This window comes from Pseudomonas sp. MF09156 (assembly GCF_059862305.1).
In genome coordinates, this window is sequence record NZ_JCBCUR010000015.1 from 102,680 (window position 1) to 116,688 (window position 14,009).

The following is a 14,009-nucleotide window of genomic DNA, read 5'->3' on the forward strand; positions in this document are numbered from 1 at the left end:
CAATCTGTTCCTGGAGGAATTCGATGAATACATGGTTTGGCAACATCAGCGTCAACTTGAAACTGGGCCTGGGCTTCGGCCTGGTACTGGTGCTCACCTCGATCCTCGCGCTCACCGGCTGGACCAGCCTGGGCAGCCTGATCGACCGCAGCAACTGGATGAGCGACATCACCCAGCTCAACGCCTCGCTGACCAAACTGCGGATCGTGCGCCTGCAATACATGCTCGCCAACGGCGATGAAACCGTGGCGCAGAACGTCCAGACCACCCTCGACAGTTTTGCCGCGCAGCAGCAACAGTTGGTCAACAGCTTCAAGAGCCCGGAAAACCTCAAGCTGCTCAACGAGCAGAAAGACATCATCACCGCCTACCGGCAGTCGCTGAACAAAATGCGCGAGGCCTACCGTAACGGCAACGCGGCTCGCCAGACCATGGGCGAACGCGCCGACGCCGCCGGCCTGGTGATTGCGGCACTGGACCAGAGCGTGCGGCAATTGCCTGAAAGCAGTGAACGCTTCGCCCAGTACGAAGCCGTCAACCACGCCAAGGAAGAGTTCCAGGTGGCCCGCTATGAAGTGCGCGGCTACACCGGCAACGTCAACCCGGACACCGAAGCCCGTGCAGCGGCGCAGATTGAATCGGCGATCAATGGCCTCAAAGGCTTGAAGAACGTGTTTGGCGAGTCCCAGCAAGCCGAGCTGATCGCCCTGGAAAATGCCCTGGGCGCCTATCGCAATGCGCTACAGGCGTATAAAGCGGCCAACGCCAATATCGTCCTCGCTCGCCAGGAAATGACCGTGCAGGGTGCCGATATCGTGTCGCGCAGCGAAGCGCTGTATGACATCCAGCTGCAACGCCGCGACGCCGAAAGCGTCCAGGCCCGCAGCCTGCAACTGATCAGCACCGTGCTGGCGCTGCTGGTGGGGATTATCGCCGCGCTGGTCATCACCCGGCAGATCACCCGCCCGCTGCAGGAAACCCTGGCCGTGGTCGAGCGCATCGCTTCCGGCGACCTGAGCCACAACATCCAAGTGACCCGCCGCGACGAACTGGGCGTGCTGCAACAAGGCATCCAGCGCATGGGTACCACCTTGCGCGAGCTGATTTCCGGGATCCGCGACGGCGTCACGCAGATCGCCAGCGCAGCCGAAGAGCTGTCGGCCGTGACCGAGCAGACCAGCGCCGGGGTCAACAGCCAGAAAATCGAAACCGATCAAGTGGCCACCGCCATGCATGAAATGACCGCCACCGTGCAGGAAGTGGCGCGCAACGCCGAACAAGCCTCCCAGGCCGCATCCGCCGCCGATGGCCAGGCCCGCGAAGGCGACAAGGTGGTGGCCGAAGCCATCGCCCAGATCGAACGCCTGGCCGACGAAGTGGCACGCTCCACTGACGCCATGGCCCACCTGCAACAAGAGAGCAACAAGATCGGCAGCGTGATGGACGTGATCAAGGCCGTGGCCGAGCAGACCAACCTGCTGGCGCTCAACGCCGCGATTGAAGCGGCGCGCGCCGGTGAAGCCGGGCGTGGGTTTGCCGTGGTCGCCGACGAGGTACGTGGCCTGGCCCAGCGCACGCAAAAATCCACCGAAGAAATCGAAGGCCTGGTCGCCGGCTTGCAGAACGGCACCCAGCAAGTGGCCAATGTGATGAACAACAGCCGCAGCCTGACCGACAGCAGCGTCGAACTGACCCGCAAGGCCGGCGTCTCCCTGGAGAACATCACCCGCACGGTGTCGAACATCCAGTCGATGAACCAACAGATCGCCGCCGCCGCCGAACAACAAAGCGCCGTGGCCGAAGAGATCAGCCGCAGCATCGTCAATGTACGTGACGTATCGGAACAGACCGCAACGGCCAGCGACGAGACTGCCAAGTCGAGCGTCGAACTGGCACGGCTGGGCAGCCAGTTGCAGCAGATGGTCAGCCATTTCCGGGTCTAAGCAAAAAGCCGCCCCGGCCGAAACCGGGGCGGCTCCACTTCTCAGGCCTTAGCGGTCATCGAAGCTGTCTCGCAGGAATTTCCAGACGTGATAAACACGCAGGCAATTCACTACGAGGTCCCACGTACGTCGTGCAAACTTGGACATACTCGGCCCTCCTAAGAGTTGGGCCTTACCTCCAGCGCACTTACCGGAACACGTGAGCCTTTGGACGCAGGTCGATTACGTCTCTTGAGGTGGCCGGTCTAATGGTCCTTCCGCATGAATCCGGCACGGATTACTAGCCCGTGGCGGCCGGTCCGGAATTCGCCCGCATACCCGACTCACCTAAAAGCGACAGACGCAGAACGGGGGAGATCCTAACCAACATTTAGGCCAAAGGTGTGACCAATAGTGGTCAAATATCCAGTATTTGACGGTAGATTTATTGCAGCTTTTTGCAGTCAGCTTTGACGCGAGCAAAGCTTCAGAAGCGATCGGTGCCGATCATCGTTGAACCTTGCGAACCGATATGGTCAACGTTAATATTCGCGGGCAGGTCGATTGCGTCTTTTGAGACAGCAACCCCAGCCACTAACTGGGATTGCAATAAAAAACCGCCCTACCAAGGCGGTTTTTTATTGCCTGAAACCTGTCGATCAGGCTTGCCCTTCCTCGACAAACACCAGCCGATTGCCAAACGGGTCCTTGATGCTCATCTCCCGCGAGCCCCAGGGAGTTTCCTCCACTCCGGGCTTGGCAAAGCGATAATTCTTGGCCTGCAATTGCTGCTGGAACCCATCCACCCCTGGTGCCTGGATCCGCACCGCTGCGCCCGGTGAGGCATCGCCATGGTGCTCGGATAGATGCAGCACGCACTCGCCCAACGACACTTGCAGGTACAACGGAAAATTCGCTTCGAACCGGTGCTGCCAATCGACCTTGAATCCCAGGAAATCGACGTAGAACTCCAGCGCCTTGGCCTCGTCGAAAATCCGCAGGATGGGGGTGACGTTTCCTAACCGCATAAGACTCTCCAAATCCAGAATACTCCCTGTTGAGGCGCCATCACCCTACCCCATAGCCCGTCCACTGTGAATGCCTGACGACGCTGCGTTCAACCATGGGGGATTTTGGTGATCCGCGCGTTCGACAGATCCTCATTGGACACATGCACCTCATCGAACCTATAGGCATTGGCCGCAAACTCATCCAGGCGCCCCTCGTTGCGCAGACGCTCAAGGGTACCGGGTGCAACGCACTGGCGGGCCTCGACGAACTGAGGGTTGGCGTCGATGTTTTCATTGAAGGACACAGAAGGAATGCCGCGGCTGTCGATTTCGTACAAATGGTAATCGCCGCTGAACTCTGTCTCGCCAAAATGCATGGCCGCGGCCTTGGAGCCAGAGGCCACCAGCACCTTGCCATCCATCATTTTTTCGGGCCCGGAAAAGAAGTTTGAGTCCCGAAAACCAACATCCAACGGGTCCCCCCGGCGCTCCACGCGCTCGGCCTTTTCGACGCGATACAACTTGGGCCGGTCGGTGCGCTCGATCATGCCCCGACTGTTGAAATACCCACCGGCAGGCAGGGTGACGCCGGCCTTGAAGGGGTTGGTCTTGATGACATTATCCTCATAGGGATCGTAATCCCCGGATGAAGTGGCATCCGAAGCCACGGAAGGTGGCGACTGCTCATCCTCCGACAGTTCCCCCTCCGAGTCGTCAAGCCTGGGTCTTTTGGGGCTGGGCTGTGGGGTCTCATACCTGGGCTGAACCTGCGGCCGCCGGGATCCCGACTGCAGGTAGATTTCCATGGAGGGATCCCACGCAGGATTCAGCTTGCCCCCCAGCGGCGCAGGTAAACGTGGCGGGCCGTCGGGGCTCATCAACACGCCAATTTTGCCGTTCACTCGTCGATAATTGAAAAAAGGTCTGGCTCCCGCGCCGTTTGCAGCCTCGCCCTGGCCCGCTGGTGAGGCTGCCTCGACGGCGGGATCGGCAGTGAGGGGAACAAACTTGCCCAGCGCATGAAAAAACCCCATCGTCGCCACGTCCATCACCGCAGCATGCAAGCCACTCGCGCGCTCGGCCTGGGTATCGCCTTGCACAGCCGTGTCGATTTCCAGCCCCACCTGTGTTCCAAACAATGCGGTGCCAAGCGCCAGGCCAATCGGCCCGAGCAATGCCATCGGGATGGCAAAGACCGCATTGCCCGCTTGCAACAGGCCCAGGGCATCGCCCTTGTACACCTCGGCATTGGACTTCATTTCGGTATCCGCATCGTTGTTGATGCGCTCACGTGTCTGGCTGGCCATGAAGGAAAACACATCACCACCGACAGGGTAATTCAGGGTGTCGATATGGCTGTCGTTGGCCGCCAGGTCACGGGAACCTAGTTTTTTCAGGGTACTGTCCACACCGCTGGCACTCAGGGCGCCGAATACCCCCTGCTGGCGATCGCGCAAGGAAAAATGCGCCTCCAGCGCCGTGGCCTTCGCCGGGTCCTTGCTCTGCGCAAGTACCCACTGGTCCACTTCGGCACGGTCCTTGAACGCCAGCAAGGAGGGTTGGCCCCCGGGGATATACAAGGTTTCGCTGCCATCCTTCGCGACAAACCGCAGGATGTTGTTGGAGCGGTAGCCATTGATGTCGAAGCACAACACCCGGGTGTCCGGCCCTGGCGCCGCCTCGGCCTGTAACTGTTCTTTTGACACCGGGCCTTCGAGCGGCACGTCGGGCGCGGCCGCCTGCATGACGCTGGCATACGCCTGCGGGCTCAAGCCCTGGCTGGGATCTTTCTGGTTCAGGCCCCGGGCGGCTCGGGCTTGCATCACAAACTGCTTTTTCGCCAGCGTGCGCCACTCGCTGCCGTGCTGGGTCCAGAAGTCGTCCAGCTTGGCAATCACCTTCTTCTGCAAGTCGCCCTCGCGCACCAAATCCAACAACTCGCTGGGCTTCATGCGCAGTTGATTGTCCGCGTTGTAGCTGCCCTTTTGCGGGCCATCCAGATAGAGGCCGTAGACTGAATCCAGGTCCCGCCAGGCCTCCCGGGCATTGGGTACATCATCATGAATTTTCGAGTAAATGAAGCCAGGCCCGGTTCGATCAAGAACGAACCGGCCCAGCCGGCTGAAAAAGTCCGTGACGCTTTCACTTTCAAACAGGGAGAACGGGCTTGTGTTCGAAGACAGGAAATGGGCTACCGCCTGGGCCTTCCCGGCAGCGCCATAGCGCTGCGCCGAGAAAAAATCGCTGGCGACGGCCTCGGTGAGGGTCATGGAGGATTCGGGAGCCCCGTTGTGCTCCCACCCCGTCACCGCACTGGGATTGTGCGTGCTATGCGCCGACGAAAATTTATGCAGGTAGACCTTGTCAGGGTCGATCCATTGGTTGGTCAGGTTCCAGACTTTTTCCTGGATCCAGCCTTTGATCGTATCGCGGGGGAAAGGAAAGGCTGCCAGCGCATTGGCGGTCGCCGCATGAATGCTGGCAGCAGGGCCACTGGCGTACAACGCGGCCGCAACGTTGGGCGGGTTACCGAAACGACTGACGCTATCATATTGATTTGGCATACAGGCTCTCCGTAAGAAATCCTGCCCATCTTAGATAGCGCTTCCACCGTCACAACCTACCTTTTGTAAGCCCTCATTGACCACAATCCGACACACCTCACGGCCGATCACGCCTGGGCAAAACCCCGCCGTAAATCCCCGCAACGCGCCAGGAAGCGCCCGGCCCTGTGACCATTCGCCTGCCCCTCGCAGTAGCTCAACACACCATTGACCCACACCCCATCAATCCCCTCGGCGGCACGTTGCGGGTCCTTGAAGTCCGCCACATCCCTTACCCGCAACGGGTCGAACAGCACCAGGTCAGCCCAATGCCCCTCGCGGATTTCGCCACGCTCGGCCAGGCCAAAGCGCGCGGCCGACAGGCCGGTCATTTTGTGTACGGCTGTGTGCAGCGGGAACAGTCCCAGGTCGCGGCTGAAATGTCCGAGCACCCGTGGAAATGCGCCCCACAAGCGCGGATGGGGGAACGGGTCTTCCGGCAATCCATCGGAGCCGACCATCGACAGTGGATGGGCGAGGATACGCTGCACATCGGCCTCATCCATGCCGTAATAGACCGCCCCCGCCGGTTGCAGGCGGCGGGCGGCGTCCATCAGGGATACGCCCCACTCGGCGGCGATGTCCTGCAGATCGCGCCCGCCCACTTGCAGGTGCGGCGTCGACCAGGTGATGGTGATGGGAAATGCATCGGTGACTTGCTTGAGGTCCAGGGTCGAGGAACTGGCGGCATAGGGATAACAATCGCAACCCACCGGGTGGCTCTTCGCCGCCTGCTCCAGGGACGCCAGCAGCTGTGGACTACGCCCCCAGTTGCCGGCGCCGGCACATTTGAGGTGGGAAATGATCACCGGTGCCTTGGCGTGGCGGCCGATCAGAAACGCCTCGTCCATGGCCTCCAGCACCGGCTCGAACTCACTGCGCAGATGGGTGGTGTACACCGCGCCAAACGCCGTCAGCTCTTCACTCAGTTGCAGCACTTCGTCGGTGTCGGCGCTGAACGCGCTGGCGTAGGCCAGCCCTGTGGATAAACCGAGGGCGCCCGCCGCCAGGCTTTCCTGCAGTTGCTCGCGCATCGCCGCGATTTCGGTGGCGGTGGCGGTGCGGTGCAGGTCGTCCATATGGTTGCTGCGCAAAGCGGTATGGCCAATCAATGCCGCGACGTTGAGAGCCGGGTGAGCGTTTTCCACCGCCGCGCGGTAATCGAGGAAACGCGGATAGGCGAACGCCTCGGCCTTGCCCAGCAGGTTCATCGGGTCCGGTGGGGCACCACGCAGGCTGACCGGCGCGGCGCTGATGCCGCAGTTGCCGACAATCACCGTGGTCACGCCCTGGCTGAGCTTGGGCAGCATCTGCGGCTGGCGGATCACCACGGTGTCGTCGTGGGTGTGCACGTCGATAAAACCCGGTGCCAGTACGCGGCCATTGGCCTCGATCTCATGCTCGCCCCGGGCGGCCGACAAGTCGCCGATTTTCTCGATCCGCCCCTCGCGCAGCCCCACGTCGGCGAGATACCCCGGCGTGTTGCTGCCATCAATGATCAGCGCCTGGCGAATCAGCGTGTGGTACTTCATTTCAATCTCCAAGCGGCAGGCTGTCAGGGCCGCCGCGATAGTCGTCCAGGGCCAGCTTGATCCGGCGCAGGCGTTCCTGGTTGTCGTCCGGCATGGCCAGGGCCAGTTCGGTGGCGAGTAAATCGATGGCCAGCAACATGCCGTAGCGCGCCGCCGTGGGTTTGTAGATAAAACTGGTTTCCGCCGGTTGCAGCGGCAGCAGTACGTCAGCCAACTGCGCCAATGGCGAGTCGGCCAGGGTGATGGCGACGACCCGCGCGCCATAGTTGCGGGCCAGTTCCACCACGCCCAGCAGCTCGGGCGTCAGGCCGGTGAGGGAGCAGACAATCAGGGCGTGTTCGGCGCTCAACGTGGCGGCCGTGACCCGCATCATCACCGGGTCGCGGCAAGCGGCAATCGGGTAGCCCAGGCGTACCAGGCGCACCTGCAACTCTTCACTGCACAGGCTCGACGGGCCGCCCATGCCAAACGCGTGGATCATCCGCGCCTTGCCCAGCAGGTTCACCGCATCGACAAACCCGGCCTGGTTGAAGCCCGACAGGTGCTGGCGCAACGTCGCTTCGATATCACCGAGGATCTGGCGATGAAACGCCGACTGCTCGGGCAACCCCGCCGGGTCCAGAAAACGGCTGCCCACGCCACTGGCCTGGGCCAGTTGCAGGCGCAGGTCGCGCAAGTCGCGGCAACCGACGCTGCGGGCAAAGCGCGACAAGGTGGCGGTGCTGACCTCGGCCCGCTGGGACAGCTCTTCCAGGCTGGCGGATGCGGCAAAACCCACATCATCGAGCATCAGCCGGGCGATACGCCCTTCGCCAGCGCTGAAGGAATCCTGGCGGGCGCGGATCTGGTAGAGGATGTCCATGGGGTCTCCGGGTTACAGGATGAGGCTCATAAAACAAGAGACAGGCCGTAGGTCAGGCCGAAGGCGACCACTGAAATCAAAGTCTCCAGTACGGTCCAGGTCTTGAAGGTCTGGATCACCGTCATATTGAAGTATTCCTTGATCAGCCAGAAGCCGCCGTCGTTGACGTGGGAAAAGATCACCGAACCGGCACCGGTCGCCAGCACCAGCAATTCCGGGTGTGGGTAACCCAGGCCCAGGGCCACGGGGGCGACAACGCCCGACGCGGTGGTCATGGCCACGGTCGCCGAGCCGGTGGCAATGCGCATCAATGCAGCGAACAACCAGCCCATCACCAGCGGCGACAGGTTGAAGGCATTGGCCATGCCGAGGATTTCATGGGTCACGCCGGCATCTACCAGGATCCGGTTCAAGCCGCCGCCCGCGCCCACCAGCAGGGTGATGCTGGCGGTCGGCGCCAGGCATTCATTGGTGAACTTGAGGATCGACTCGCGGTTGAAGCCCTGGGCCAGGCCCAGGGTCCAAAAACTGACCAGGGTCGCCACCAGCAAGGCGATCACCGAGTTGCCGATAAACAACAGGAACTGGTTGAAGCCGCTGCCAGGCGTGGAGATCAGGTTGGCCCAACCGCCGATCATCATCAGCACCACCGGCAACAGGATGGTGCCCATGGTCAGGCCGAAACTGGGCAGGCGGGTGCGCGGCTCGCGCTCGATGAACTGGCGCTCCAGCGGGTTTTCGGCGGGCAAATGGATGCGCGGCACGATGAACTTGGCGTACACCGGGCCGGCGATGATCGCGGTGGGGATGCCGATCAAAATCGCATACAGCACGGTTTGCCCGACCGAGGCGTTATACGCCAGCACCGCCATCATCGCCGCCGGGTGCGGCGGCACCAGGGCATGCACCACCGACAGGCCGGCGACCATCGGCAGGCCGACCATCAGGATCGACACGCCCACACGCCGGGCCACGGTAAAGGCAATCGGCACCAGCAGTACAAAACCGACCTCGAAAAACAGCGGCAGCCCCACCAGGAAGGCAATGCACACCATGGCCCAGTGGGCATTGCGCTCGCCGAAACGGTTGATCAGGGTGCGCGCCACCTGCTCGGCGCCGCCGGATTCGGCCATCATCTTGCCGAGCATCGTGCCCAGGGCCACCACCAGCGCGATATGCCCCAGGGTCTTGCCGACGCCCGCCTCATAGGAGCCCATGATCGTATCCGCCGGCATCCCGGCCAGCAGCGCCAGGCCGATGGATACCAGGGTGATGACGATAAACGGGTTGAGCCGGTAACGTGCAATCAGCACGATCAATGCAATGATGGCGATGGCAGCGTATGCCAACAGCCAGACGCCCGGTGATGCGGCCATGCGGTACTCCTCGGAAAGGGTCACGTCGAATTGGTTGTGAAACTCATAAATCATTACCGAGGAAGGTTTTCAAATTTTATGAAAGTAATTTTCGCCCACAGGTAAGCGCTGTCGCTTTGGGACATGCCCGCAGAGCCAGGATGAAAATCGGGGGATAGTTCTTACATGCAGCACAGAGCAGATACGGGAAACTCGACTGCTGGCCTAAACTGCAACCCAATAACCGCCAGGAAGCCCAAGATGAACCTGAGAACTTTCACCGCCAGCACGCTGTGGCTGGCCTTGTGCGGCGCCGCAGTGGCCGCCGACAGCAGCCCGGCCCTGCAAAAATGCCTGGACGCCGCCAACACCACGGCGGCGATGGTCAGTTGCAACGTCGAACAAACCAGGATTCAGGACCAGCGCCTGAACAACGCCTATAAAGCCGCGCTGGATGCCCAGGGCCAGCGCAAGCAACAACTGCAGGATGTGCAACGCCTGTGGATCAAATACCGCGATGCCAATTGCGCCTTCGTCGGCTCCGCGACCGGCGGCAGCATCGATCAGGTCAACGGCTCCGGCTGTGTGCTGGACATGACCCAGACCCGCGCCGAGGAGCTGGAAAACCTCGTCGGCCCCTAACCCCCTCGCCTATCCCGCCAGGATCAGTCGTGCTGCACCCGCGCACGCTTGAGCAGTTTCTTGCAGCGCTCCGACAAGTGCAGCACCCGCAGGTGCTTGCCGGCCTTGGCGTAGCGCTCGCGCAAGGTCATCAACGCGGCGATGGCGGAGTAGTCGACAAAGCTCAGGTGCCGGCAGTCCAGCGTTACCTGAGCCGGATCGTTGGCCGGGTCGAACTGGTTCAAGAACGGTGTGGTCGAGGCAAAGAACAGGGTGCCGTGCAGGCGATAGAGCTTGCTGCCATCGGCCTCCAGATGTTCATCGGCATACAGCTCCCGCGCCTGTTGCCAGGCAAAGTTGAGCGCGGCAATCACAATCCCGCACAGCACCGCCGTGGCCAGGTCGGTGAACACCGTGATCACCGTCACCGCGATGATCACCAGCACATCATTGAGCGGCACCTTGTTGATCACCCGTAGCGACGCCCAGGCAAAGGTCTGCTGGGACACCACGAACATCACCCCCACCAGCGCCGCCAGGGGAATGCGCTCGATCAGCGGCGACAGGAACAAAACAAACAGCAGGATCATCACCCCGGCAAACACCCCGGAAAACCGCCCGCGCCCGCCCGAGCTGAGGTTGATCACCGTCTGCCCGATCATCGCGCAGCCGCCCATGCCGCCAAACACCCCGCTGACCATGTTCGCCGCGCCCAGGGCCACGCTTTCGCGGTCGGGGTAGCCACGGGTCTCGGTGATTTCGTCGGTGAGGTTGAGGGTCAGCAAGGTTTCCAGTAGCCCGACCATGGCCATCAAACACGCATAAGGCGCGATGATGCCCAGGGTTTGCAGGGTCCAGGGGATCTGCGGCAGGGCAAACGTCGGCAGGCCGCCGGCGATGTGGGCCATTTCGCCCAGCGTGCGAGTGGGCAAGCCCAGCAGGTACACCGCAAGCCCCACACCAAGAATCGCCACCAGCGCCGGCGGCACCGCGCGGGTCAGGCGGGGCAGCAGGTAGACGATGGCCATGGTCGCCGCCACCAACCCCGTCATCACGTACAACGGTGTACCGCTGAGCCAGGCCTCAGCGCTTTTGAAATGCTCCAGTTGCGCCAGGGCGATGATGATCGCCAGGCCGTTGACGAAACCGAGCATCACCGGGTGCGGCACCATGCGCACCAACTTGCCCAGGCGCAGCAGGCCGAAGGCAATCATGATCAGGCCGCCGAGCACCACCGTCGCCAGCAGGTACTCCACCCCGTGTTGCACCACCAGCGCGACGATCACCACCGCCATCGACCCTGCCGCCCCCGAGACCATCCCCGGCCGGCCGCCGAACAACGCGGTCAAGGTGCAGATGATAAAGGCGCCATACAGGCCCATCAGCGGGTTGAGGTGGGCTACCAGGGCAAAGGCGATGCATTCGGGCAACAAGGCAAAAGACGTGGTGAGTCCGGCCAGGGCGTCGGCGCGCAGACGAGAGAGCTTCATGGGTTTACCGGGGGAGTTGCGGGGGATGAGGCGGCGATGGTACGCAAAACCACGAAACCGAACCAGTAGGAACCGGCTTGCCGGCGATGAGGCCAGTTGCATCACCCCGCAACCTTCAGGCCGCTATCGCCGGCAAGCCGGCTCCTACAACGGGTAGGTCAACAGGCGTAGCGCGCCAGTTTTTCCTGGATAAAGTCGAGGAAGCATTGGATACGCAGGGCCAGTTGCGAGTTGCGGTAGTACACCGCGTGGATCGGCTGGCGGTAACCGCTGTTGAACGGAGCCAGGACCGTCTGCAATCGGCCGGCGTTGATGTCTTCGATGGTCATGAAGTGCGACAGGCAGGCGATCCCCTGCCCCTCCAACGCCAGTTGGCGCAGGGTTTCACCGCTGGACGCGGCAATGCCCGGCTCGATCTGCCAGCGGTCGCCCTGCACATGGCGCAGCGGCCAGTGGTTGAGGGTTTCGGTCTGGGTAAAGCCCAGCAACGTATGGTTGGCCAGGTCGGCCACGGTCGCTGGCGTGCCGTGTTGTGCCAGATAGGCCGGGCTGGCAAGGATATGCAGCGGGCTGCAGCCCAGGGAGCGGGCGTGCAGGGTCGAATCCGCCAGGGCGCCGATGCGGATGGCGATATCGGTGCTCTGCTCCAGCAGGTCGATGATCAGGTCGTTGCTGTTGAGCTCCAGCTGGATATCCGGGTACAGGCGGCGGAACTCGGCGACGTACGGCACGATGGCGTGCAGCATGAACGGTGACGCGGCATTGATCCGCAAGCGCCCGGACGGGGTTTTCTGGCGCGACGACAGGCGCTCTTCCAACGCTTGCATCTGTTCCAGGATCAGCTTGGCCTGCTCGAAGAAGTACTTGCCCTCTTCGGTCAGGTCCATGCGCCGCGTGGTGCGGTTGATCAGGGTGGTGTCGAGCTTGGCTTCGAGCCGCGACAGGGTGCGGCTGACCGCCGAGGGCGTCTGCCCGACTTGTTCGGCGGCGGCGGAAATCGAACCGCATTCAATCACGCAGACGAAGATCTGTAGCTCATCGGATCGGGCTTTCAACGTGCATCCTCGTGAATACGGCTGCGTGGATACTAGCCGTATTACGGCGCCAGGTTAAACACCTGGGCCAGATGCTGTTCGTAGCGCAGCACATCAGCCTCGATGGAGGGGCGTTTCATCACGTCCACACAGAGGAAAGTCGGCAGGCCGCTCATGCCGAGGAACTGGTTGGCCTTGTGGAACGGGAAGTACACCGCGTCCACGCCCTTGGCCTCGAAGAAGTCGCTGGGGTCGTCGAATGCGGCCTGCGGCGCGTTCCAGGTCAGCGACAACATGTACTGCTTGCCTTGGATCAGGCCGCCGCTGCCGTATTTTTGCGACGCATCGGAACGGGTGCGGCCATCGCTGGCGTACAGGCTGCCGTGACCTTCGGTGAAAACTTCGTCGATGTACTTCTTGACGATCCACGGGGCGCCCATCCACCAGCCGGGCATCTGGTAGATGATCACGTCGGCCCAGAGGAACTTGGCGACTTCTTCGGCCACGTCGTAGCCGGCGTCGATATGGGTGACTTTCACGTCGATACCACCCCGGTCCAGCACCGCCAGGGCGGCGTCATGCAGGGTGTTGTTGTAGCGACCATCGGAGTGGGCGAATTTCTTGCCACCGTTGAGCAACAGAACTTTTTTCATGGAGGTTTACCTGAAGGTTGAAAATGTATGAGCGCAGGCTACGGGCAACTCCTCGGGGGAGTAAGCCACGGATCGGCAAAACACTTTTGACCCTAAGGCACGAGTAATCATTTGATTGTTGCGCTAGCCACCCACCAGCAAGTGCCCGCCCAGGGCTGCCATGCCTATAAAGAACACGCGCTTGAACAGCACAGCGCTGATGCGCTGGCGCAGCTTTTGCCCCAGCCACATGCCCAGCAGCGCCGGCACCAGCGCCAGCAACGAAGCATTGAGTTCGCCGGCCCCGAGGTTGCCGCGCCAGAACAGCCCGCCTGCCAGGGCCAGGGTCGACACGCTGAAGGACAGGCCCAGCGCCTGCACCAGTTGGTCACGGCTCAAGCCCAGTGCTTGCAGGTAGGGCACGGCCGGGATCACGAAGACGCCGGTGGCCGAGGTGATGATCCCCGTCAGCAGCCCACACAGCGGGCCCAGCCAGCGCTCGGTGCGGGCAGGCACACGGAACGTCGGCAGCAACAGCCCGCACAGCGCATACACCAGCAACGCCCCGCCCAAGGCCCGCACCACCCAGGGGCCACCGTCCATGCCCAGCCACAGCGAACCGAGCCCGGTGCCCAAGAAAACCAGCAGCAGCATGGGCCACAGGCGTTTGCTCAATGCGCCCAGGTGCCCCCCGAAGCTCAGTTGCCAGAGGTTGGTAATCGTCGAAGGGATGATCAACAAAGCCGCAGCCTGCGCCGGCAACATAGCCAGGCCGAGCAGGCCCATGGCGACGGTGGGCAGGCCCAGGCCGATCACGCCCTTGACGGCACCGGCCAGCAGGAAGGTGCCGATCACCAGCAGAGTCAGGGCTGAACCCAGGTTTTGGTAGAACGCGAGGAAGGTAGTCATGGGGGGAGTTTGCGGGTTTGCCTTGGGGTTGGAAATTCG

At 62.1% G+C, this 14,009-nt stretch carries 10 protein-coding genes and 2 pseudogenes; 3 read left to right on the forward strand and 9 right to left on the reverse strand.

All coding sequences use genetic code 11. From position 1 onward, the window contains the following. Positions 1-23: 23 nt before the first annotated feature. A pseudogene (locus tag AC19YY_RS24595) lies at positions 24-1,088 on the forward strand (methyl-accepting chemotaxis protein); the annotation flags it as partial. 258 nt (positions 1,089-1,346) lie between these two features. Beyond that, positions 1,347-1,943: pseudogene (locus tag AC19YY_RS24600) on the forward strand (methyl-accepting chemotaxis protein); the annotation flags it as partial. Between the two features lie 638 nt (positions 1,944-2,581). Here AC19YY_RS24600 and AC19YY_RS24605 read toward each other — a convergent pair. From AC19YY_RS24605 to AC19YY_RS24625, 5 genes are all read right to left on the reverse strand, one after another. Continuing rightward, positions 2,582-2,950, reverse strand: a complete 369-nt coding sequence (locus AC19YY_RS24605; protein WP_169955118.1) for a glyoxalase superfamily protein — start codon at positions 2,948-2,950, stop codon at positions 2,582-2,584. 89 nt (positions 2,951-3,039) lie between these two features. Next, positions 3,040-5,496 (reverse strand): dermonecrotic toxin domain-containing protein, encoded by a 2,457-nt coding sequence (locus AC19YY_RS24610; protein WP_500605021.1) that lies wholly within the window; start codon positions 5,494-5,496, stop codon positions 3,040-3,042. A gap of 107 nt (positions 5,497-5,603) precedes the next feature. After that, the gene (locus tag AC19YY_RS24615; protein WP_500605022.1) at positions 5,604-7,067 is read right to left on the reverse strand and encodes an N-acyl-D-amino-acid deacylase family protein; all 1,464 of its coding nucleotides are present in this window, start codon (positions 7,065-7,067) and stop codon (positions 5,604-5,606) included. 1 nt (position 7,068) lies between these two features. After that, positions 7,069-7,929 (reverse strand): MurR/RpiR family transcriptional regulator, encoded by an 861-nt coding sequence (locus tag AC19YY_RS24620; protein ID WP_169955121.1) that lies wholly within the window; start codon positions 7,927-7,929, stop codon positions 7,069-7,071. A 26-nt stretch (positions 7,930-7,955) separates the two neighbouring features. Continuing rightward, positions 7,956-9,359: a GntT/GntP/DsdX family permease gene (locus AC19YY_RS24625; protein ID WP_169955122.1), complete on the reverse strand. Its 1,404-nt coding sequence runs from the start codon at positions 9,357-9,359 to the stop codon at positions 7,956-7,958. 186 nt (positions 9,360-9,545) lie between these two features. Here AC19YY_RS24625 and AC19YY_RS24630 point away from each other — a divergent pair, with 186 nt between their 5' ends. Beyond that, entirely contained in the window at positions 9,546-9,926 is a 381-nt protein-coding gene (locus AC19YY_RS24630; RefSeq protein ID WP_170058537.1) for a lysozyme inhibitor LprI family protein, read from the forward strand. 23 nt (positions 9,927-9,949) lie between these two features. Here the strand turns inward: AC19YY_RS24630 and AC19YY_RS24635 are convergent, their stop codons facing one another. The 4 genes from AC19YY_RS24635 to AC19YY_RS24650 form a co-directional block, all read right to left on the reverse strand. Further along, positions 9,950-11,395 carry a SulP family inorganic anion transporter gene (locus tag AC19YY_RS24635; protein ID WP_169955124.1) on the reverse strand — a complete coding sequence of 482 codons (1,446 nt, stop codon included), beginning with the start codon at positions 11,393-11,395 and terminating at the stop codon, positions 9,950-9,952. 158 nt (positions 11,396-11,553) lie between these two features. Then, positions 11,554-12,450, reverse strand: a complete 897-nt coding sequence (locus AC19YY_RS24640) for a LysR family transcriptional regulator (RefSeq protein WP_169955125.1) — start codon at positions 12,448-12,450, stop codon at positions 11,554-11,556. 41 nt (positions 12,451-12,491) lie between these two features. Then, positions 12,492-13,082 carry an NADPH:quinone oxidoreductase MdaB gene (gene mdaB, locus AC19YY_RS24645; RefSeq protein ID WP_169955126.1) on the reverse strand — a complete coding sequence of 197 codons (591 nt, stop codon included), beginning with the start codon at positions 13,080-13,082 and terminating at the stop codon, positions 12,492-12,494. 123 nt (positions 13,083-13,205) lie between these two features. After that, positions 13,206-13,970 (reverse strand): sulfite exporter TauE/SafE family protein, encoded by a 765-nt coding sequence (locus tag AC19YY_RS24650; protein ID WP_170043666.1) that lies wholly within the window; start codon positions 13,968-13,970, stop codon positions 13,206-13,208. Positions 13,971-14,009 lie beyond the last annotated feature (39 nt).